Below are 22,110 nucleotides of genomic sequence, written 5' to 3' on the forward strand. Positions count from 1 at the left end.
GTCCCTTCGACAATGAGCGAGTGGGGTATGAGCGTGTCTTGGCGCGCTGCGCGGGCTGGACTGAGGAGCCGCGCAGCGACGGAGGAGCGAGCAGTGACGAGGGAAGCCCGCGCATTGGAGCGCGCCGAGACTGAGCGGGGGGAGGGGCGTGAGCGGAATTGCGGTCGTTCAGCCGTCCAGGCGCAGCACGCGGACGGCGCCCGCGGGCACCGCGAGGTGTCCGGCACTGCGCTCGCCGGTGAGCAGTTCGGTGCCGGGCGCGGGGTGGGGCACCTTGGTGTCGGTGTCGCCGTGGTTGATCGCGAAGAGGTAGCTGCCACAGTCGCCGGTGCGGTGCACCACCTCCACATCGCGGGGCAGGTCGGGGCGGTCCGCGAGGCCCGCGTCGGCGCAGACGGGGGCGAGCAGGGTCGCCAGGTCGTGGGGGGCGAGCCGGGTGGAGAGGTACCAGGCGGTGCCCCGGCCGAGCCGGTGGCGGGTGACGGCGGGGTGACCCGCGGCGAAGCCGTCGGCGTAGGTCCATACGGTCTCGGCGCCACGTGGCACCACGATCTCGGACCAGACGTCACCGGTGAGCTCGGCACCGCCGGGGCCGGTCAGGCGCACCCGCCCGCCCTCGATGAGCGGGGAGAACTCCTCGACCACCAGGCCCAGGACATCGCGCAGCGCGCCGGGGTAGGGGCCGGGGTGAACGGCGTCGTGTTCGTCGACGATGCCGGAGAAACACGAGACGACGAGGGTGCCGCCGCCCTCGACGTACGCGCGCAGATTGTCCCCGGCACGTGCGGTGGCGAGGTAGAGGGCGGGCACGACGACGAGCGGATAGCGGCTCAGATCGGCCTCGGGGTGGGCGAAGTCGACGGTCAGGTGACGGTCGTAGAGGACTTCGTAGAAGCTGTCGGCGCGTTCGCGCGCGTCCAGGTCCTCGCTCGGCCGCCACTCCAGCCGCTGCGCCCACCAGGACTCCCAGTCCCAGACCATCGCCGCGTCGGCCACCGTACGACTGCCCCGCAGCTCGCCCAGGTTCGCCAGGTCGGCCCCGAGCGCCACGACCTCGCGCCATACGCGGCTGTCGGTGCCGGCGTGCGGCACCATCGCCGAGTGGAACTTCTCCGCGCCGTGCCGTGACTGACGCCACTGGAAGAACAGCGCGCCCTCGGAGCCGCGGGCCACATGCCCCAGGCTGTTGCGGGCCATCTCCCCCGGCCGCTTGGCGGGGTTGCGCGGCTGCCAGCTGACGCCGCTGGTGGAGTGTTCGAGCAGCAGCCAGGGCGCGCCGCCGGCGACGGAGCGGGTCAGATCGGCGGCCATGGCGAGGTTGACATGGGTGCGGCGGCCGTCGGTGATCAGATAGTGGTCGTTGGTGACCAGGTCGACCTCGCGGCCCCAGGCCCAGTAGTCGACCGAGTCGCACTGGCTGAACGCGGTCATGAAGTTGGTGGTGACCGGGGTGCCGGGGGACAGCCGGTGCAGGATGTCGCGCTCGGCGGTGAAGTTGGCGCGCATGGTGGCGTCGGCGAAGCGGGCGTAGTCGAGACGATGGGCGGGATTGGCGACGGTGGGGGTGGCGCGCGGCGGGTTGATCTGCTCGAAGGCGCCGTAGCGCTGACCCCAGAAGGCGGTGCCCCAGGCGTCGTTGACCGCGTCCAGGGTGCCGTAGCGCTCGCGCAGCCAGTGGCGGAAGCCGTCCGCGCAGGTGTCGCAGTAGCAGGCGTTGACCGGCACTCCGTACTCATTGTGCACATGCCACAGGGCGAGCGCGGGGTGGTCGCCGTAGCGCCGGGCGAGCTGTTCGGTGATGGCGGCCGCGGCCCGGCGGTAGGCGGGCGAGCTGTGGCAGATGGCGCCGCGTGAGCCGAACTCGTAGCGCACGCCCTCCCGGCTGACCGGCAGCGCCTCGCGGTGGGCGCGGTAGAACCAGGCGGGCGGGGCCACGGTGGGGATGCCGAGGTCGACGGCGACACCGGCCTCGTGGAGCAGGTCGAGCAGCCGGTCCAGCCAGCCGAAGTCGTAGCGTCCGGGCTCGGGTTCCAGCAGCGCCCAGGAGAAGATCCCGACGCTGACCATGGTGACCCCGGCCTCGCGCATCAGCCGGATGTCCTCGGGCCAGAGGGATTCGGGCCACTGCTCGGGGTTGTAGTCGCCGCCATAGGCGAGGCCAGCCATCGCAACTCCTGGGAATCACTGGGAACGTACACAGACCACAGAGCAGCGGCCGCCCCCAGATAACCGCATGGCAACGAGCATTGACAAGCGTCGTCTGCGTTTCTCTACTGTGAACGCTCACAGATCGCCCAGGGAGGCATTCGTGAACCATCACCCCGTCAACCTTCGTGTCCTCGCGGTATCGGTCGCGGCCGTCTTGTCGGCCACCGCCCTGCTCACCGGCTGCGGTTCGTCCGACGACTCGGCCGACTCGGACGGTCCGGTCGAGCTGACGTACTGGGCCTGGGCACCCGACCTCGAGAAGGTCGCGGCGATCTGGAACAAGGAACACCCGGACATCAAGGTGACCGTCAAGAAGCAGGCGTCCGGCGACGACCTCGTCACCAAGATCATCACAGCTGCCAAGGCGCATAAGGCCCCGGACCTGGTACAGGCCGAGTACCAGGCGCTGCCCACCCTGGTCAGCAACGATGTGCTGGCCGACATATCGGGTCAGGTGGGCGACTCCGAGGGCGAGTTCGCCGCGGGCATCTGGCGCCAGGTCACCCTCGGCACGGACGCGGTCTACGCCCTGCCCCAGGACTCCGGGCCGATGATGCTCTACTACCGCAAGGACCTGTTCCGGCAGTACGGCCTCCAGGTCCCCACCACCTGGGAGGAGTTCGCGGCCACCGCCCGCAAGCTCAAGGAGAAGGCCCCGGACAAAGCCCTCACCACGTTCTCGGCCAATGACTCCGGGCTCTTCGCGGGCCTGGCCCAGCAGGCCGGCGCCAGCTGGTGGACCACCCGCGGCGACAAGTGGAAGGTGGCCATCGACGGCGCCCCCACCCGCAAGGTCGCCGACTTCTGGGGCGGCCTGGTCAAGGAGGGGGCCATCGACAACCAGCCGATGTACACCCCGGCCTGGAACAAGGCGCTCAACACCGGTAAGCAGATCGCCTGGGTCAGCGCGGTGTGGGCCCCCGGCACCCTCAAGACCGCGGCCCCCGACACCCAGGGCAAATGGGCGATGGCGCCCCTCCCCCAGTGGAGCAAGGGCTCGAACTGGACCGGCAGCTGGGGCGGCTCCTCCACCGCCGTCACCAACGACAGCGCACACAAGGACGCCGCCGCGAAGTTCGCGAAGTGGCTCAACACCGACCCGAAGGCGGTCGCCGCGCTGGTGAAGGTGTGCAACGTCTACCCGGCCGCCACCACCGCGCACAATGGCGACGCGCTGAAGAAGGCGCCCGACTTCTTCCCCGACCAGCCCGATTTCTACGCCAAGGTCGCCAAGATCACCGAGGGCATCGCACCCGCCGCCTGGGGGCCGAACGTCAACGTCGCATACGCGTCCTTCAACGACAGCTTCGGCAAGGCCGCCAAGAACAAGTCCGACTTCGGCGCCGCGCTGACGGCCATGCAGCAGGCCACCGTCACCGATCTGAAGAAGCATGGCTTCGAGGTCTCCGAGTGACGCTGCGCCCCACGGGGCACGGTCCGCGCCGCGCCCCCTATGTCTTCCTCCTTCCCGCGATCCTCCTGTTCGCCGGTCTGTTCGCGCTGCCCATCGGCTACGCCCTCTACCTCAGCCTGCGCAAGATCGACGTCAAGGGCCTGGGCCTTGGCAAGGGCGCCCGGGTGGAGGTGTGGGCCGGTCTTTCCAACTACACCGACGCGCTGCACGACCCGGAACTGCTCGACGGCGCCCGGCGCGTCCTCGGATACGGCCTGATCGTCGTGCCCACGATGCTGGGCCTGGCCCTGCTGTTCGCGCTGCTGCTCGACGCCGACCGGCGGGGCCGCAAGGACACCCTGCTCCGCGGCTTCTCACGGCTGGCGATCTTCCTTCCGTACGCGATCCCCGGCGTGGTCGCCGCGCTGTTGTGGGGGTTCCTCTATCTGCCCGATGTGAGCCCGTTCCACTATCTGCTCGACAAGGCGGGGCTGCCGCGGCCCGAACTGCTGGACGGCAACGGGCTCTATGTGTCCCTGTCCAATATCGCGGTGTGGGGCGGCACCGGCTTCAACATGATCGTGATCTACACCTCGCTGCGGTCCATACCCGCCGAGGTCTACGAGGCGGCGCGGCTCGACGGGTGCTCCCAGATACAGATCGCGCTGCGCATCAAGATCCCCATGGTGGTCCCGTCCCTCGTGCTCACCTTCTTCTTCTCGATCATCGCCACCGTGCAGGTGTTCAGCGAACCGACCACCCTCAAGCCGCTCACCAACTCGGTCTCCACCACCTGGAGCCCTCTGATGGATGTCCATCAGAAGGCCTTCGTCGAGGGCGATCTCAACGCGGCCGCCGCCACCTCGCTGATCATCGCGGTCGTCACCCTGGTCCTGTCCTTCGGATTCCTGAAGTTCGCGGGCGCCCGTACCGGTCAGGGAGACGCCCGATGAGCACCACCGCCACCACCGCCACCACCGCCACCACGGCCGGCCACGGCCGCGCCTCCTGGATCCCCACCGCCGTGCTGCTGCTCGGCGCCCTCTACTGCCTGCTGCCGGTCGCCTGGGTCGCGATCGCCTCCACCAAGAGCGGAGGCGAGCTCTTCTCCACCTTCACCTTCCTGCCCGGCACCGGATTCGCGGACAACATCGCCGACCTGTCCGCGTACCGCGACGGCGTGTACTGGAGGTGGATGGCCAACTCGCTGGTGTACGCGGGGCTCGGCGCGCTGCTGTCCTGCGCCGTCTCCGCCCTGGCCGGCTACGCCCTGGCGCGCTACCGGTTCCGCGGCCGCGAGGCCATCTTCAACGTCCTGCTGACCGGGGTGCTGATGCCCCCGGTGATCCTCGCCGTACCGCAGTACCTGCTGCTGGCCAAGGCCGACATGGCCGACACCTATCTGTCGGTGCTGCTGCCGAACATCCTGTCGCCGTACGGGATCTATCTGGCGCGGATCTACGCGGCCGCGGCCGTCCCCGCCGAAATGGTCGAGGCGGGGCGGATGGACGGGGCGGGAGAGTGGCGGATCTTCCGCTCGGTGGCGCTGCCGATGATGCGGCCCGGCCTGGTCACGGTCTTCCTCTTCCAGTTCGTGGCCATCTGGAACAACTTCCTGCTGCCGTACATCATGCTCGGCGACGACGAGAAGTTCCCCGTCACCCTGGGGCTGTTCACCCTGCTGCGGCAGGGCTCCGCCACTCCGGCCCTGTACACCCTCGTCATCACCGGAGCGCTGCTGGCCATCATCCCGCTCATCGCGCTGTTCCTGGTCATCCAGCGCTTCTGGAGTCTGGATCTGCTCTCCGGGGCCGTAAAGTCCTGACCGACGAAGCGATATCTGGAGAGACAAGAACGCGCATGAGCCGTACCGGCAACAGCACCCCCGGCCGACGACGGCCACCGACCATCCATGACGTGGCGCGCGAGGCCGGAGTCTCGCGCGGCACCGTCTCGCGCGTCCTCAACGGTGGGCACTATGTGAGCCCGGCGGCGCAGGAGGCGGTCAACGCCGCCATCCGCAAGACGGGCTATGTCGTCAACCGGCATGCCCGCTCGTTGATCACCGGCCGGTCGGACTCGGTCGCCTTCCTGCTCACCGAGGTGCAGGAGCGGTTCTTCGAGGACCCTAACTTCAGTGTGCTGCTGCGCGGCTGCACCCAGGCGCTGGCCGCACACGACATCACGCTGCTGCTGATGAGCGCGAGCGACGAACCGGAGCGGCGGCGGATCACGCGCTTCCTGACCGGCGGCCATGTCGACGGGGTGCTGCTGGTCTCCAGCCACTCCGGCGACCCGCTCGCCACCCGGCTGCGGAAGGCCGGGGTGCCGCTGGTGGCCTGCGGCAAACCGCTGGTCCAGAGCCCGGGGATGGCCTACGTCGCCGCCGACGACCGCGCCGGGGCCCGCGACATGGTGCGCCATCTGCTGAACAGCGGCCGCCGTCGCATAGCGACCGTCACCGGCCCGCTGGACACCCCCGGCGGCGTCGACCGGCTCGCCGGATACCGCGAAGAACTCGCGGCGGCGGGCCTGGCGGCGGACGAGGAGCTGGTGGTCTCGGGCGACTACAGCCGTGCCAGCGGCGATCGGGCGACGGCCGAGCTGCTGGCGCGGGCGCCGGACCTGGACGCCGTCTTCGTCGCCTCGGACCTGATGGCCCAGGGCGTGCTGGCCGCGCTGCGGCGGAGCGGGCGGCGGGTGCCGCAGGACGTCGCCGTGGCCGGGTTCGACGACTCCCCCGCCGCGCTGGCCACCAGCCCCGGCCTCACCACGATCCGCCAGCCGTGGGAGCGGATCACCGCCGAAATGGTGCGGGTGCTGCTGGCGCAGATCGGCGGCGAGGAGCCGTCCGGGGTGATCCTCCCCACCGAACTCGTGATCCGGGAATCGGCCTGAGGCGCTGAGGTGCGGGCACCGTGTGTGTCGCGGTGCCCGCGCCCCCTCCTCGCTGTGCGGCCGTGTGGCGGCGCGCTACCGCGCGAAGCCGCGGCCCAGCTGCGCGTCCGCCTCGGGGCCGCCCAGCGCGTTCGGCCCGAACGAGACGACCCCGGTGGTGGTCAGCCCGCCCGTGCCGCCACGCAGCACCCAGGCCGCGCCGCTCGAGGTGTAGGTGCCGTCCTCGTCGGGCGCGCCCACGGCCAGGTCGTCCTTGCCGTCGCCGTCGGTGTCCCCGAGCCGCACGGCCGCGCCGAAGTGGTCCCCGGCCTCCGCGGCGCCCGGGACGCCCGCGGTGTCCTGGGTGAACGCCTGGGCGCCGGTGCCGCTGAGACCGCCCGCGCCGCCGTAGAGCTGTACGACGCTGCCCGCGTCCACCCCGCCGTCCAGGTCCTCGTACGGGATGCCGACGGCGACGTCCGCGTACCCGTCGCCGTTGACGTCACCGGCGCTCAGCGAGTAGCCGAACTGGTCGCCGTCCTCGTTCACCCCGGGCACGCCCGCGGTGTTCTGGTCGATGACCTTGGTGCGGGTGGCGCCGGGGCCGCTCGCGGAGCCGTAGAGGACCTTGATGGTGCCGTGGTCGTACGGCAGGTTCTCCACCACGTTGCCCGGGACGGTCCGGATGATCAGGTCGGCGTAGCCGTCCTTGTCGACGTCGCCGATGGTGCCCGAGGCGGCGTGGTCGATCCGGGTCGGCGCCGAGCCCAGGCCGCTCGCGCCGCCCTTCCAGTACAGGCTCGCCTCGGACATCTCCTCGAAGGCGTGGGTGGTGACCAGGTCGTCGGAGCCGTCGCCGTTGATGTCGCCCGCGATCATCTCGGTCGGGCCGAAGGTACGGCCGGTGTTCAGGGTGTTCGCGCCGGCCGCGGCGCCCTGGCGGGTGAACGGGCCGTACAGGACGCGCAGTTCGCCCTCGCCGGTGCCCTCCGCGACCAGGTCGGCGTGGCCGTCGCCGTTGAAGTCGCCGCCGGCCAGGATTCCGTCGTCGGTGCTGGTCGCGTCGGACAGGGCGGTGCCGCCCGTCAGCCCGCCCGCCGAGCCCCACAGGACGGTGACGGGCGAGTCACCGGAAGACTGCACGGCCAGGTCGGTGTAGCCGTCGCCGTCCAGGTCCCGGGCGACCGTGCGGTAGCCGAACCACGTCTCGGCCGCCGGGTCGCCGGGGACGCCTGCGGTCGCCCGGCTGATGATCTGCCGGTGGGTAGTGTCCGCCCCGGTGGCCGAGCCGTAGACCACCGCGACATAGCCGGCGCGGGTCTTGCCGCCGACCGTGGCGGCGGGGGCCGAGACGACGAGGTCCGGGTGGCCGTCCTTGTCGAAGTCGGCCCGCGGCGCGGCCCCGGCGAGGGAGGTGCCGGTGGCACCCTGCTCGGCGGCGCCGGCGGTTGAAGTGGACAGTAAGGCGGGGGCGGTCACGAGTGCGGCCACCATCGCGCAGCGCACGGCGGTAGCAATGGAGCGATGACGCACAAGTCCTCCTGCTGTTGGTACAGGGTTCATCTCGGGTACACCCTGGAGGACTACTGATAGGCGGCGACGGTTGTGCGCTGGGCGCGATCAATCCATGTGTGACGCGTCGGCCGGGCCCGGCTCCGCGACGTCCGGCTCATCCGTGTCCGGCCCGTCCGCCGGCTCCAGGACGTATCGCAGGACACCCATCATGTGGTGGTCGCCGACGGTTTCCGGGGCGGCGGCCACGCAGTCCGCCAGCTCCTTGGTGAGGGCCTCGGCGTCGATTCCGGCCCCGATCATCACCAGTTGTGTCATCCGGGCCTCGCCGGGCGCCCAGTCCGACGGCTGGAAGCGGAGGTAGGAGCCGACCGCGTGCAGGGCGAACTTCTCGCCGTGTCCGGGGGCGGCGAAGTGGATGAAACCCTTCATCCGATAGAGCCCGGCGGGCCGGCCGTCGAGGAATTCCATGAACAGGCGCGGATCCAGCGGCCGGTCGGCGGTGAACTCCACACTCTGGTAAGCGGCGTGGAGGTGTTCGTGCCAGTCGTCCTCGTCCGAGCACACCTCGGCGAAGGAGAGCTGGTGGAACCGCTCCTCGTCCGGCGCGCCGGGGCCGCGGTCGAAGAGGAAGCCGGGGTCGACGCGCCCGTGTTCGGCGGTGACGACGGGGGTGCCCGGGGCGATACGGGCAAGTGTCTCCAGCACCCGGGCGCGCTCCGGTTCCCGAACTCGGTCGGCCTTGTTGAGCACCACCGCGTCGGCTGCCCGCACATGCCGGTCGAGCTCCGGGTGGCGCTCACGGGTGTGCTCGAACTCCACGGCGTCGACGACCTCGACCAGTCCGCCGTACGCGATGTGCTCGTTCTCGCTGGAGAGCAGCGTACGGATCATGCTCTGCGGCTCGGCGAGGCCGCTCGCCTCGATCACGATGACGTCGATGCCCAGCGCCGGTTCGGTGAGCCGGGCCAGCATCTCGTCCATCTCGGACGAGTCCGCGGCACAGCACAGACAGCCGTTCTCGATCGGGATCATGGAGTCGACCTGACCGGCGACGGCCATCGCGTCGATGTTGATGCTTCCGAAGTCGTTGACGATGACGCCGATGCGGGTGTCCACGCTGCCGCGCAGCAGGTGGTTGAGCATGGTGGTCTTTCCGGAGCCCAGGAAACCAGTGACGAGTACGACCGGGATCCGGCTGGTGGCCAAGGTTGCGACTCCGTTGCGGTGATTGCGTTGCGGTGATGCGTATGCGGCGACTCGTGGGCGCGCGGCTGCGACGGCTCATCCTATCCGGCGTACGGAGCGAGCCCCGTACGCAGCATGGCGAAGGCGCGGTCGGCGGCGGCCACCGCGCCCGGGTAGACCTCGTCGGCGCTCGCACCGCCCTCGATCCGGCGCCAGTTGTCCTGGCCGAGGATCCGCTGGACCGCGATGATCTGGCCCGCGGCGAGGCGTGGCGTAACGTCGTCCGGCGCCGCGACGTCATCCGGCTCCGGTCCCCCGATCGCGCTCAGCGCGGTGGTCAGCGCCTCCTCCGATCTGCTGATGTACTCGAACATGCGGGCCACCAAGCTGGGCGTCCCGTACAGCAGCCGTTGAAAGTCCAGCACGCCCGGCACATCGTTCAGGCCGGTGATCGGATCGCGCCGCTCAAGCCCCGCCAGGAAGTGCCGGCGCAGCGCGGCCAGAGGCGACTGTCCCGCCGCGCGGTCCCGGACCACCCGGGCCGCCTCGTCCTCGTGGTCGGCGAAGCGGTGCAGCACCAGGTCCTCCTTGGCCGGGAAGTACCGGAACAAGGTGGGCTTGGACACCTCGGCCGCGGCGGCCACATCGGCGACGGAGACCTGGTCGAAGCCCCGTTCCAGAAACAGCGAGATCGCCGTTTCGGAGATCGTCCGGTACATCCGCTGCTTCTTGCGCTCCCGCAAGCCCGTCTCGCCGCTCATGGGACGCAACCGTAACCCTTGCCCGGACCTGACCAGTCTCGGCCACGCGACACCGGCCCGGCCATCGACGCGTTCCTCGTCCGCAATCGCGCTCGTACCGACGCCAGGTCGGCATCAACACCGCAAGCCGTACCATTTGGCACCACCGGGCTCTAGTGGGATCCTGGCCGACTTGCGCCTATCAGCCGTCTTCCGCAGCCACCCGCCACGTCCTTAAGCTCTCAACAAGAGAGACGGCTGATGCACCTGCGCCACACGATGCCCGTGTGGCCCGGGCCGGGCCCCGCGCAAACCGCTCAGCGCCGGAGCGCCGACTCTTCGACACACACGGCACGCGCTCCTCCCCCATACCCGCCAGTCCTGGCACGCCCTGGGCTCGTTCAGTCGAACATTGATCGAAATACCGAACATTACGCCTGGTGCGCCGATCGGCGCGCCCCCTTGCCCGGACACGACCGCGCGCACCGGCGGTTGGGCCCTGTCACCGTGGAAGGAATCGACACGATGCACCCGGAAACAACGCACCAGGAACCGAGCGAACAGGCCACGGCACCCGTCTGGTCCACACATCCGCTGCACGGGCTGTCCGAGGACGACCGCCATCTCTTCCAGCGGTTCGGCCGAGGGCCGGTGGCAGCCGTGCCCTGGGCCGGTGTCCACCACGCCTTCGAACGGCAGGCCGCCACCGATCCGCTCGCCGTCGCGGCCGAACACCTCGGCGCCACCATCACCTACGGAGAGCTGGACCGGCAGGCGAACCGGCTGGCCGCGCACCTGGCCCGGCTCGGTGTGCGCCCCGGCGACAACGTGGCGTTATGCGTACGGCGTTCCATCCCCATGCTGGTCGGTCTGCTGGCCACGCTCAAGGCCGGAGCCGCGTATGTGCCGCAGGACGCCGGGCTGGCCCCCCGCGCCCAGCTCGACCACGTCATCCGCACCGCCCGGACCCGCGTCATCCTCACGACCTCCGGCTTCGCGGACCGGATCCCGGTGCCCGACGGCCATGTCCTCGTCGCCATCGACACCATGACGGTGAGCAGCGGGGACACGGTGGCGTTCCGGCCCGCCCGGCCCGTCCGGGGCGACGACGGCTGCTATGTGCTCTTCACCTCCGGCACCACGGGGCGCCCCAACGGGGTCACCGTCACCCATCGGAACGTCTGCAACATCCTGCTGACCGAACCCGGCGACCTCGGTATGCGCCCCGGGACGCGGGTGAGCCAGATCCTCAATGTGGCGTTCGACATGGCCGCGTGGGAGATCCTGGGCTGCCTGAGCCACGGCGCCACCCTGGTCATCCGCGGCAAGGACATCGCCGAGACCGTACGGCGGGTGGACGTGGTCATCGCGACTCCGACCGTGCTCAGCCGGATCGACCCCGACCAGTGCCGAGGCGTGAAGGTGGCGGCCGTGGCCGGGGAGCCGTGCCCGCGCCGGCTCGCCGACCGGTGGGCCCGCTTCTGCACCTTCTACAACGCGTGCGGACCGACCGAGACCACCATCGTGAACACCATGCAGCGCCACGATCCCGCCGCGCTGCGCCTGACCATCGGCCGCCCGACCCCCAACAACACGGTGTACGTCCTGGACCCGGACCGAAGGCCCTGCGCCATCGGCGAGACGGGTGAGATGTGGGCCGGCGGTGACGGGGTGTCGGCCGGCTATCTGCACAACCCCGCGCTGAACGCCGAGCGCTATGTGTCCGATCCCTTCCTGGGCGGGGGCCGGATGATGTTCCGCACCCGCGACCTGGGCCGCTGGACACCCGACGGGGAGCTGGAACACCTGGGCCGGACCGACGACCAGGTGAAGGTGCGGGGGTTCCGGGTGGAGCTGGACTCGGTGTCGGCGGTGCTGGAGTCGCTGCCCGGCTGCGCCCGCGCGGTGACGCTCAAACCGGACGACACCGGCCTGGTGTCCTTCGTCTCGCCCGCCCAGCTCGACCCCGAAGCGGCACGGCGGGCCGTGGCCGCCGCGCTCCCCTACTACTGCGTACCGCGGGCGGTGCACCCAATGGCGGCGCTACCGCTCACCAGCCGTGGAAAGGTCGACAAGGCGGCCCTGCTGCAGCTGGCCGCCGAGCGCCGGACGAGTGGCGAGGTGGCGTCGTGACCCCCGCCCGCACCGTGGCCCCGGCGCCCCGGGCGAAGGTGGCGCTGCCGCCACCGACATCGCTGCCACGGCGGATCCTCAAGCATCCGCGCCTGATGCACCACAACCGACTGATCGCGCTCGTATGGGCGGTCAATCTGGTCTTCCTCGCCGCCCGTGCGGACGGGGGGCTCGGGCCGCGGACCCTCTCCCACGCCGCACTCGCGAACTTCCTGCTGGCGATCGTGGTCCGCCAGCAGTACGTCATCAATCTGCTGTTCCGGCTCGCCACCGCGGCGCCCACCAGCTGGCCGCTGCGGATCCGCTGGACACTGGCCAAGGTCTACCACTTCGGTGGGCTGCACGTCGGCGGCGCCACCGCGGGCGCGCTGTGGTTCCTGGCCCTGGTCGGCTCGCTCACCCGGCACGGGGCCCCGGCCGCCACGCTCACCGTCTCGTACGCGCTGCTGGGGTTGCTGTTGGCCATCGTGGCCACCGCGCTGCCGCCCTTCCGGGCTCGGTTCCACGACCACTTCGAGAAGGCACACCGCTTCGGCGGCTGGGCGGCGCTCGCGCTGCTGTGGGCGCAGACCGTGCTGACCATGCTCGACGAGCGGGGTGGCGCCTCCGCCACGGCCGCCCTGCTGACGGCTCCCGAGCTGTGGACCGTGGCCGTGCTGACCTTCAGCGTCGCCCTGCCGTGGCTGCGGCTGCGCCGGGTGCCGGTGGCCATCGAGCGCCCCTCCTCGCATGTGGCGCTCGTCCGCTTCGACCACGGCGTGACGCCGTTCGCCGGGTCGTCCACGGCCATCAGCCGCAACCCGCTGCTGGAGTGGCACTCGTTCGCCAATGTGCCCGCCCCCGGCGAGTCGGGGTTCCGCCTCACCGTCTCCCGCGCCGGGGACTGGACGGGGAAGTTCATCGACGACGCGCCCTCCCACGTCTGGGTCAAGGGCATCACCACGGCGGGCGTGGCCAATATCGAGACCCTGTTCACCAAGGTGGTCTATGTGGCCACCGGCAGCGGCATCGGCCCCTGTCTGCCCCATCTGCTGGCCCGCGCGGTTCCGGCCCGTCTGGTCTGGGCGACCCGCGATCCGCGCAGGACCTACGGCGACCGGCTGGTCGACGAGATCCTCGCCGTCCAGCCCGACGCGCTCATCTGGGACACCTCCGAACACGGCAAGCCCGACATGGTCGAGCTGGCCTATGCCGCGTACGCCGACTTCGGGGCCGAGGCCGTGATCTGCATCTCCAACAAGAAGCTGACCTGGCAGGTCGTCCAGGGCATGGAGCGCCGCGGGATCCCCGCGTACGGCGCCATCTGGGACTCGTAGGGAGACACCATGGACGTCATCAAGATCGAACAACATGGGCGTGTGGTCACCGCGCGGCTGCACCGCCCCACCGTGCTCAACGCGCTGAACAGCGAGGTGATGACGGAGCTGGTCGCGGCCCTGTCACCGCTGGACCTCGACCCGGACGTCGGCTGCTTTGTGATCACCGGGTCCGAGCGGGCCTTCGCGGCGGGCGCCGACATCAAGGAGATGGCGGCCAAGTCCTACGCCGAGATGTCCGAGGAGGACTTCTTCGCGGGCTGGGAGGGGTTCGCCGCACTGGGCACCCCGAAGATCGCCGCTGTCCGCGGCTATGCGCTCGGGGGCGGCTGCGAACTGGCCATGCTGTGCGATCTGATCCTCGCGGGCGAGTCCGCGGTGTTCGGCCAGCCGGAGATCAAGCTGGGCGTGATCCCGGGCATCGGCGGCACCCAGCGGCTCACCGGTCTTGTGGGCAAGGCGAAGGCGATGGATCTGATCCTCACCGGCCGGACGATGGACGCCGAGGAGGCCGAGCGCTGCGGTCTGGTCTCCCGCATTGTGCCGGACGACCAGCTCATGGCGGAGGCGGCGGAAGTGGCCGCCGCCATCGCGTCGTACGGCAGGACCGCGGTCAGGGCCGCCCGGGAGGCGGTGGAGCGGGCCCTGGAGGTGGGGTTGCGCGAGGGGCTGCTGTTCGAACGGCGGACCTTCCACGCCCTGTTCGCCACCGAGGACCAGTCCGAGGGCATGCGGGCGTTCCTCGACAAGCGCGCCCCGCGCTTCACCGGCCACTGAGCCGGCCACCGAGCTGACGGAGCGCGGGGGAAAGCGCTTTCTGGCAGGATCTGCCCCAGCTGTCCGCCACCGGGAGGAAACCAGCATGACCACGCGCCCGTCCGCCGTGCCGCTCCACTGCGACCAGGGCGGTACGGGCGCTCCCCCGCTGCTGCTGGTGCACGGCTGGGGCGGCGACGCCGGGGAATGGGCACCGCACCTGGCCGCGTGGTCGCGCCGGCACCGGGTGCTCGCCCCGGACCTGCGCGGCCACGGCCGCTCCCCCGCGCCCGCCGACGGGGCTTACGGACCGCGTGACTTCGCCGCCGACCTCGCGGCCCTGCTGCACCGCCTGGACACCGGTCCCGTCGTCGCCGTCGGCCACTCGATGGGCGGGCAGGCCGTCACCGCGCTGGCCGTCGAGCACCCCGCCCTGGTACGGGCCGTGGTGGTACTGGACCCGGCGTACGGCGCCGACGAGGCGGAGCTGGCCCGGCTGCCCGCCGAGCAGGAGGCGCTGCGCGCCGAGGGAGCCGGGTGGGCGGTGCGGTTCGTCCGCGGGGCCTTCGGACCGCACACCCCGCCCGGGGTGCGGGCGCGCCATGAGCGGCTGATGGCGGCGATGGACCCGGACGTGCTCGCCCGGTGCCGCGACGGAATGTATCTGGCGCCGGACGCCTTCGGGGCGCGGGCGGCGGCGCGGGAGTATCTGGCGCGCCGCCGCTGCCCGGTGCTGGGTGTGTACTCGAACGAGGCGCCGGCCGACTGGGAGCGCGCCGCGCTCACCCACCCGTACTCCCGTGTCGAGGCGTGGCCGGGGTGCGGCCACTATCTGCACGAGGACCGCCGGGAGGCGTTGGTCGAGCTGGTCGAGGAGTGGACCGCCGGGCTCGGCGAGCCCGGGGCCACCACCTCCGTGTGACAGCCGGCCGGCTGAAGAACACCGGCCGGGACGGTCAGGGGATCTCGACGCCGTTCTCGGCCGAGAGCCGGTCGATCTCGGCCAGTTCGGCGTCGGTGAAGGCGGTCGAGTCGAGCACCGCCACGTTCTGCTCCAGCTGGGCGACGCTGCTCGCGCCGATCAGCACGGACACCACGCGCGGGTCGCGCAACACCCAGGCCAGGGCCATCTGGGCAAGCGTCTGGCCACGGCCTTCGGCGAGCTTGTTGAGGGCGTGCAGCAGGGAGATCCGCTGCTCGGTGAGCACATCGCGCTTGAGGAAGTGTCCGAGCGCCATGCGGGAGTCGGCGGGCACCCCCTTGAGGTAGCGGTCGGTGAGCTGTCCCTGGGCGAGCGGCGAGAAGGCGATGACACCGACGCCCGCCTGCGCGGATGCCTCCAGCACCCCGCCCTCCACCCCGCGCTGCAGGATGGAGTACGGGTGCTGGTTGATCAGGTACGGGGTGCGCAGTTCCTTGAGGATGGCGGCGGCCCGCTCGATGGCCTCGGGCGGGTAGTTGGACAGGCCCGCGTAGAGCGCCTTGCCCTGTCGCACCGCGGTGTCCAGCGCGCCCATGGTCTCTTCGAGGGGCGTGTCCGGGTCGAAGCGGTGGGAGTAGAAGACATCGACGTAGTCCAGGCCCATCCGGGTCAGGGACTGGTCGAGGCTGGCGAGGAGGTACTTGCGCGAGCCGAATTCGCCGTACGGGCCCGGCCACATCAGATATCCGGCCTTGCTCGCGATGAACAGCTCGTCGCGGTAGGGGCGGAAGTCCTGGGCGAAGACCGTGCCGAAGTTGGACTCGGCGCTGCCGGGCGGCGGGCCGTAGTTGTTGGCCAGGTCGATATGGGTGACCCCGAGATCGAAGGCGCGGCGCAGCACGTCGCGCTGGGTCTCGATCGGGTGGGTGTCGCCGAAGTTGTGCCAAAGGCCCAGGGAGACCTTCGGCAACAGCACGCCACTGCGGCCACAGCGCTGGTACTGCATGGAGCCGTAGCGGCCCTCGGCGGCGAGATAGACCATGTGCGTCGTCCTCGTTCTCGTTCTCGTTCTCGTGTCGTGCTCGTATCTGCTTCGACCTCGGTGTCAATCGTGGTCATTGTGCCAGGGTCGTGACCTCCGCCGCGGTCAGTGTCCTGCCGTAGACGCGGAAGTCGTCGAGCGCGCCCTTGAGGTACGGGTCGGGGTACTGGGACTTGCCGAGGTACGCGGCGCGCAGATGGTTGCCGAAGTGGCGCGGCTCCACGGTGACAGTCGCGTTGCGGCCGACCTCGCGCCCGTTCACATACAGCACGGCGGTGCCCGAGCCGTAGGCCACCGCGACATGGGTCCACTGGCCGGTCGGCAGCGGATCCGCCTCGATGCGCTGTTCGGCGTCGCCTCCGCCCGCGGTGATGGCGAAGCGCAGCTTGCCGGAGTCGGCGCGCGGGGTGAGGAACATATTGGCGGTCACGCCGGTCCCGATGTCGAAGATCCGGGACCACTCCACGGCCTGGCCGTCCAGCCGGACCCAGGCCGCCACGCTGTACGCGGTGGCCCCGGCCAGGAGGTCGTCGGCGAGGGCGACGTATCCGTCGGTGCCGTTCAGCGCGACCGCGCCGCCCGTTCTGCCGGTGGTCCAGGAGGCGCCGCTGGTGAGCGTGGCGGTCTTGCCGTTGCCGGTGGCGTCGGCGGCGCCGGCCCCGCCGGTTTCGTCGAAGCGGTGCCAGGCGGCGAAGGCGGGCGGCGGGGTGGGCGGCTCACCGGTCAGCCAGTAGACGTTGTAGTTCTGGTGGTGGACGCGGGCGACGGGGAGCAGGGTGACGGTCTCGCCGCTCGCGGTGCCGGTGAACTTGAGCGTGGCGCCGGACTGCTGCCGCACCGAGTCCTTCACCAGCCGCGGCATGGTCATATTGGGGCGGTTGCCGTATGCCCCGGCGAGCACGACCGGCCCGTACAGCACGGCCTGGACATCCGGGTCGTCGGGCGTGGGGTCGAGCTTCAGCGCCATCGGCAGGGTCACCTCGACGCGGTCGCCGGCCTTCCAGGAGCGGTCGATGACCAGCCGGCTGCCGGGTTTCGGCTGGTCGGGGAGGGTGGTGCCGTTGAGCGCCGCGCGGGCGCCGGTGGCCCAGGCGGGGATGCGCACACGCAGTTCGAGCGAGGCGGCGCCGGAGGCCACGGTGAGGGTGGTGGTCTGCTGATCGGGGAAGCCGGTGGTCTGGCGCCAGGTGATGCCCTTCTCCTGCCAGCGCAGCTCGGAGGGGATGAAGAGGTTCACCAGCAGGCTGCGGTCCGCGTAGGTGTAGATGGTGTCGGCGAACTTGGCCTGGGTCTCCATGCCACTGCCGTGGTCGCAGGAGAAGTTGTTGTAGTCCGTGGAGTACTGATTGGGGTCGGTGCCCATGAAGGACGGCTGTTGTTTGAAGGCGCCGGGCGCCAGGCCGGTGTAGTAGATGTTGAAGCCGTGGGCCGAGTCGGGGTCCTGCTCGCCCAGCATCTGGTTGAAGAGTGTGCGCTCGTAGTAGTCGAGCAGGTCGGTGCGGTCGGGCGCATGGAAGTGGATCAGCCGGGTGAGCTTGAGCATGTTGTACGAGTTGCAGTTCTCGCAGCAGTTGTTGGACAGCTGGGCGGCGATGGCGCCCGGCTCGTGGAACGCCTCGCCGTTGCTGTTGCCACCGATGACATAGGTGTGGTGGTCGGTGACGATCTTCCAGAAGTTCTCGCCGATGGTGCGGTAGCGGCTTGCCAGGCCCTGTTCCCACAGCCGCAGGGCGCCGACCATCTTGGGGATCTGGGTGTTGGCGTGCAACCCGGCGAGCTGGTCCTCGTTGCGGGCCAGCGGGTCGAAGACCCGGGCGTGGGTGAAGCGCTCGGCGACCCTCAGCCACCGGGTGTCGCCGGTGATCGCGTGCAGATCGGCCAGCACCTCGTTCATGCCGCCGAACTCGGTCTGCAGTACGCGCTGCATCTGGTCGTAGCCGAGCCGGCCGGTGCGCGTGTCCACCCACGCGGCCTGGCGCAGCACGACGTCCAGGGCCTCGGCGTTGCCCGCCAGCCGGTGCTGGTCGACGAGCCCGGCCATGATCTTGTGGATGGTGTAGTACGGCGCCCACACCCCGGACCCGGACTCCAGCCGGTCGAAGAAGTTCTCCGGGAAGGCCGAGAGATAGCCCTGTCCGTAGCCTGCCGACGGGGACTTCGCCTGGCAGGCGGCGAGCGCGGAGACCAGCTTGCGGCCCTTGTCCAGCAGCGCGGTGTCGCCGGTGTTGGCGTAGCTGAGGGCGAGCCCGGACAGCAGATGGCCGGTGCTGTGGCCGCGTAACTCGGTGGTCGGGCTCTCCCAGCCGCCGCACGGCTGGGCGCCGCTCGCCAGGCCGACGCCCCGCCGGAAGGTGTGGAGCAGTCGGTCGATGTCGACGTACCGCAGATAGGCGGTGTTACGGGACTGGTTGTCCTTGAAGGCGCTCGGCAGCAGGGTGACCGCGCCGAGCGGGAACGGCCGGACGCCGGTCAGCGCCCGTGCCCGGCCTCGCGGTGCGGCCGGGCCGGTGGAAGTGGCAGGGGCGGCGGCCATGGCCGTGCCTCCGGCCGCGGCCGTGAGCGCGACGGCCGCGGCACCGGAGGCCGTGGTGGCGAGGAAGTGCCGTCTGTCGACTGGTTCGTTCATGTTCTTCCCTCACAGAGGTTCGAAATTACGAACAATGTCCGACATGCTGTGCACGGCGACGGTACCGGCACTTCCGTGGAAGTCAACAGCCCCAGCGGTAACAGGGTGTGGGGCCGGTCAGCCGCGCCGCCACTGCTGGTTGGCGCCACCCGTACAGGTCCACTGCACGATCGCGGCCTTGTCCGCGGTGGACTGGTCCGCCACGTCCAGACACTTGCCGCTGCTCCGGGAGGTCAGCCGCACATATCCGTCGCCGGTGTCCGTGGCCTGCCACTGCTGGTTCGCCCCCGCGCCGCAGGCCGACTGGACGACCTTCGCGCCGTCGTCGGCGGAGCCGCCGCTGACGGTCAGACACTGCGAGCTGTGCCGGGCGACCAGCTGGACGTAGCCGCCGCCGGCGTCCTTGGACCAGAACAGCTGGTTGCCGCCGCCGTTGCAGGTGTACTGCACGGCCGCGGTGCCATCGGTCTGCGAGGCCGAGGTGATATCGGCACACTTACCGCTGTGCCGGGCCACCAGCGTGCGGTACGGCCCGCCGGAGCCGGTCACGGTGCCCGCCTCGGTGTCGATGGCCAACTGCGGAAACCAGTCCATCGTCATCGTGCGGGAGGTCGGGAAGGACAGCGGCAGCCACACATAGCGGGAGTCGTTGACCTTGCCGCCGAAGGAGTTGCCCCAGCGGTCGCCCAGATACAGATAGGACGTCGCGCCATCGCCCTGCACCGGCAGCACATACGCGGTCTGGGAGCCGTACGCGGTCGCGTCGCCGATATTCGCCATCTCGGTCCACGGCCCGGCCAGGTCGGTCGCGGTGGCGTACTTCTGCTGGTTGGGGTTCCAGCCGGTGGCGCCGGAGGTCAGCATGAAGTAGACGTTGCCGCGCTTGAAGAGGGCGGGCGCCTCGCGGTGGCCGCCGGGCCACGGGTTGGCCACCAGGCTCGCCACACCTGTGTAGTCGTCGGTCAGCCGATAGATCTGCAGGTCGTAGTTCTCCCGGGCCGCCGAGACCATATAGCCCGTGCCGTCGTTGTCCTGGAACAGCGTGATGTCCCGCGACATGTGCTGGCCCAGCGGCCGGAAGCTGCCCCGCCAGGTGTAGTCGCCGTCGACGGTCGGGGAAGTGGCGACCGCGGCGCGCGCCTCGCCGTAGTCGGTGCCGTTCTCCTTGTGCATCCACATCACGAACTGCTTGGTCCGCTGGTTGTAGAGGACCTTGGGCCGCTCGATATTGGCCTTCGCCAGCTCGGGGTCCGTCGCCTGGGTCAACACGTGTCTGCGGAACTCCCAGCTCTTGAGGTCCTTCGAGCGGTAGGCGGACACATAGCGGAAGGTGTTGTCCGCGTTGCGGTTCTCGCCGAACCAGTAGTAGTACGCGCCGACCTTGATCGCTCCCCCGCCGTGGGCGTGCACCGGATCGCCCGAGGTGGTGGCGAACTGTGTCGCGTTGAGGACGGTCACGGGGGCGGCCTGGGCGCCGGACGCGCACAGCAGCGGGGCCAGCAGGGCCGCGCACACCGCGACCACGAGCGTCCAGAGACGCGGGCGCCTCGTCTTCGGGGCGGGCATCACACACTCTCCTTCAGGACGGTGAAGTGGCGGGCGAATCCGGAGAGGCCGGGCAGCTCCCTGATCGGGGTCCAGGTCCGGAATCCGTCGAGGCTGTCGCTGTAGTAGTACTTGTGGTCCGCGTAGCCGTCGAAGTAGATACGCCAGGCGCCGCTGTCCAGATGGACCAGCGCGGGCCCCTCGCGCCAACTGCCCCAGCCCGCCCAGTCGCCGGTGCCGCGGAAGGTGTACGGCCCGCCGAGGCTGGTGGCCGTCGCGTACTCGATGTACTTCGTCGTCTCCTGCTTGGTGAAGGCGTGGTACTGACCGGCGTAGCGGACGACGAAGGTGTCGATGTAGTTGGCGGTGTCCAGGCCGGTGATCGGCTTCGGGGTGGTCCACGAGGACAGCGCGGCGTTGGTGGCGGTGAGCAGATGCGGCCGGAAGGTCTGGCCGGAGGTGGACGTGGTGTCCAGTGAGACGATGACGTTGACGCTGCCATTGGTGTCCACGAAGAACTCGGGCGCCCAGGTGCGCTCCAGACCGGCCACTGGGAGGGTGTGGTCGCGTACGAAGGTCCAGTTGACCCGGTCGCGGCTGCGCGCGAAGCCGATGGTGTTCCCGGTCCAGTTGGTGGTGTAGACGATGTAGTAGTAGCCGTCGGTGTGCTTGATGACGCTGGGGTCGCGGATCAGCTGGGCCGGGGGCGTGTACGCCGGGCCCTTGAGCAGCGTGTAGGCCAGCGCGTCCGGCGAGTCGTAGACGTACATGTTGGACTCGCTGCTGTTGGTGAACGCGGTCATGGTGTACCGCGACGTCGCCTTCGCCTTGCGTACGGGCGCGTCGGCCACCGGGATGCCGAAGTCCGGGGTGCCGTCGACCTTCCAGCGCAGGGTCTGGACGCGGGTGTGGCGGTTGGGGTCGTGCAGCGGATCGCCGGTGATGTCCTTGTACTGGCGCGCATGGTAGACGAGGACGTCGGTGCGGCCGTCCTCGGCGACGGTGAAGGAGTTGTGCCCCGGACCGTACTGCTTGGTGGTGTCATTGCTGGTGAAGACCGGCGTCGGGCTCTTGGCCCAGGACGCGGGGCCCAGCAGGTCGCTGCTCGCGGAGGCGGTCAGCAGCCCCATGCAGTAGTTGCTGTCGGTGGCGCTGGCGGAGTAGGTCAGGAAGACCTTGTCGTTCCGCTGGAGGACCGAGGGTCCCTCGTTGACCTTGTAGCCGCGGGTCTCCCAGTCGTACGTCGGGCGTGAGATCTCCATCTGTGGGCCGGTGACGGTCCATGGGTTGGCCATCCGGGCGAGGTAGATGCTGGAGTTGTTGCCGACGGCCGGATTGGACTGGGCCCAGACGAGATAGCGGGTGCCCCGGTGGACGAAGGTGGAGGCATCGAGGGAGAAGGAGTCCAGCGGGGTGGTTATCCTGCCCTTCTCGGTCCAGGTCCCGGTGAAAGGGTTGGCGCTCGCGTTCTCCAGCACCCACATCCGGATCTTCCAGACGTCGTTGGCCGGTGCCGCGGCGAAGTAGACGTACCACTTGCCGTCGATGAAGTGGATCTCCGGCGCCCAGATGTGCGCGCCCATGTCGCCGCTGGTGTGCTTCCTCCAGATCACCGACTCGGCGGCGGTGGACAGGCCCTGGAGGGTTCTGGAGCGGCGCAGGATGATGCGGTCGTACTCGGGTGCGGTGGCGGTGAAGTAGTAGTAGCCGTCGGTGTGTTTGACGATATGCGGATCGGCCCGCTGCAGGACCAGCGGATTGCGGTACGGCTCGGCCTTGGCCCCGGCCGGCGCGGCTTTGGCCCCGGCCGGCGCGCCGGGCGGCCCCGCGGCGTGGGCCAGGCCGGGCGCGC

At 70.2% G+C, this 22,110-nt stretch carries 16 protein-coding genes; 8 read left to right on the top strand and 8 right to left on the bottom strand.

Annotation, left to right across the window (positions count from 1 at the left end; all coding sequences use genetic code 11):
* Positions 1-168: 168 nt before the first annotated feature.
* A complete protein-coding gene (locus ACWDSL_RS40565) occupies positions 169-2,166 on the bottom strand; it encodes a beta-galactosidase (RefSeq protein WP_450493075.1) in 1,998 nt (665 codons plus the stop codon).
* A gap of 142 nt (positions 2,167-2,308) precedes the next feature.
* On the opposite strand from ACWDSL_RS40565, the gene ACWDSL_RS40570 reads away from it, so the two are divergent.
* The 4 genes from ACWDSL_RS40570 to ACWDSL_RS40585 are packed head-to-tail and all read left to right on the top strand — an operon-like array spanning position 2,309 to position 6,499.
* Entirely contained in the window at positions 2,309-3,622 is a 1,314-nt protein-coding gene (locus ACWDSL_RS40570; RefSeq protein WP_450493077.1) for an ABC transporter substrate-binding protein, read from the top strand.
* Positions 3,619-4,554, top strand: a complete 936-nt coding sequence (locus tag ACWDSL_RS40575) for a carbohydrate ABC transporter permease (protein ID WP_450493079.1) — start codon at positions 3,619-3,621, stop codon at positions 4,552-4,554. Before ACWDSL_RS40570 ends, ACWDSL_RS40575 begins: the two co-directional genes overlap by 4 nt.
* On the top strand, positions 4,551-5,426 hold the full coding sequence (locus ACWDSL_RS40580) for a carbohydrate ABC transporter permease (protein ID WP_450493081.1): 876 nt from the start codon (positions 4,551-4,553) through the stop codon (positions 5,424-5,426). The genes ACWDSL_RS40575 and ACWDSL_RS40580 overlap by 4 nt, the downstream gene beginning before the upstream one ends.
* A gap of 35 nt (positions 5,427-5,461) precedes the next feature.
* On the top strand, positions 5,462-6,499 hold the full coding sequence (locus tag ACWDSL_RS40585) for a LacI family DNA-binding transcriptional regulator (RefSeq protein ID WP_450493082.1): 1,038 nt from the start codon (positions 5,462-5,464) through the stop codon (positions 6,497-6,499).
* Positions 6,500-6,574: 75 nt separating this feature from the next.
* On the opposite strand, the gene ACWDSL_RS40590 is transcribed toward ACWDSL_RS40585, so the two are convergent.
* The 3 genes from ACWDSL_RS40590 to ACWDSL_RS40600 form a co-directional block, all read right to left on the bottom strand.
* Complete coding sequence (locus ACWDSL_RS40590; protein ID WP_450493083.1) at positions 6,575-8,011, bottom strand: FG-GAP-like repeat-containing protein; 1,437 nt, start codon at positions 8,009-8,011, stop codon at positions 6,575-6,577.
* Positions 8,012-8,098: 87 nt separating this feature from the next.
* On the bottom strand, positions 8,099-9,199 hold the full coding sequence (locus tag ACWDSL_RS40595) for a CobW family GTP-binding protein (RefSeq protein WP_450493084.1): 1,101 nt from the start codon (positions 9,197-9,199) through the stop codon (positions 8,099-8,101).
* 80 nt (positions 9,200-9,279) lie between these two features.
* Positions 9,280-9,939 (bottom strand): TetR/AcrR family transcriptional regulator, encoded by a 660-nt coding sequence (locus ACWDSL_RS40600; RefSeq protein ID WP_450493085.1) that lies wholly within the window; start codon positions 9,937-9,939, stop codon positions 9,280-9,282.
* Positions 9,940-10,443: 504 nt separating this feature from the next.
* On the opposite strand from ACWDSL_RS40600, the gene ACWDSL_RS40605 reads away from it, so the two are divergent.
* The 4 genes from ACWDSL_RS40605 (at position 10,444) to ACWDSL_RS40620 (ending at position 15,045) form a co-directional block, all read left to right on the top strand.
* Positions 10,444-12,051, top strand: coding sequence for an amino acid adenylation domain-containing protein (locus ACWDSL_RS40605; protein ID WP_450493087.1), 1,608 nt, complete (start codon positions 10,444-10,446; stop codon positions 12,049-12,051).
* On the top strand, positions 12,048-13,367 hold the full coding sequence (locus tag ACWDSL_RS40610) for a hypothetical protein (RefSeq protein ID WP_450493088.1): 1,320 nt from the start codon (positions 12,048-12,050) through the stop codon (positions 13,365-13,367). Before ACWDSL_RS40605 ends, ACWDSL_RS40610 begins: the two co-directional genes overlap by 4 nt.
* Positions 13,368-13,376: 9 nt before the next feature.
* The gene (locus ACWDSL_RS40615; RefSeq protein WP_450493090.1) at positions 13,377-14,144 is read left to right on the top strand and encodes an enoyl-CoA hydratase-related protein; all 768 of its coding nucleotides are present in this window, start codon (positions 13,377-13,379) and stop codon (positions 14,142-14,144) included.
* A gap of 85 nt (positions 14,145-14,229) precedes the next feature.
* The gene (locus ACWDSL_RS40620) at positions 14,230-15,045 is read left to right on the top strand and encodes an alpha/beta fold hydrolase (protein WP_450493091.1); all 816 of its coding nucleotides are present in this window, start codon (positions 14,230-14,232) and stop codon (positions 15,043-15,045) included.
* Positions 15,046-15,079: 34 nt separating this feature from the next.
* On the opposite strand, the gene ACWDSL_RS40625 is transcribed toward ACWDSL_RS40620, so the two are convergent.
* The 4 genes from ACWDSL_RS40625 to ACWDSL_RS40640 form a co-directional block, all read right to left on the bottom strand.
* Positions 15,080-16,087: an aldo/keto reductase gene (locus ACWDSL_RS40625; RefSeq protein WP_450493093.1), complete on the bottom strand. Its 1,008-nt coding sequence runs from the start codon at positions 16,085-16,087 to the stop codon at positions 15,080-15,082.
* Positions 16,088-16,160: 73 nt separating this feature from the next.
* Entirely contained in the window at positions 16,161-18,713 is a 2,553-nt protein-coding gene (locus ACWDSL_RS40630) for a beta-L-arabinofuranosidase domain-containing protein (protein ID WP_450493095.1), read from the bottom strand.
* 117 nt (positions 18,714-18,830) lie between these two features.
* Positions 18,831-20,279 carry an RICIN domain-containing protein gene (locus ACWDSL_RS40635; RefSeq protein WP_450493096.1) on the bottom strand — a complete coding sequence of 483 codons (1,449 nt, stop codon included), beginning with the start codon at positions 20,277-20,279 and terminating at the stop codon, positions 18,831-18,833.
* Positions 20,279-22,110: family 43 glycosylhydrolase (locus tag ACWDSL_RS40640; RefSeq protein WP_450493098.1), on the bottom strand; the 1,832-nt coding region annotated here is incomplete at its 5' end. The genes ACWDSL_RS40640 and ACWDSL_RS40635, both read right to left, overlap by 1 nt.

The organism is Streptomyces sp. NPDC000941 (assembly GCF_053599555.1).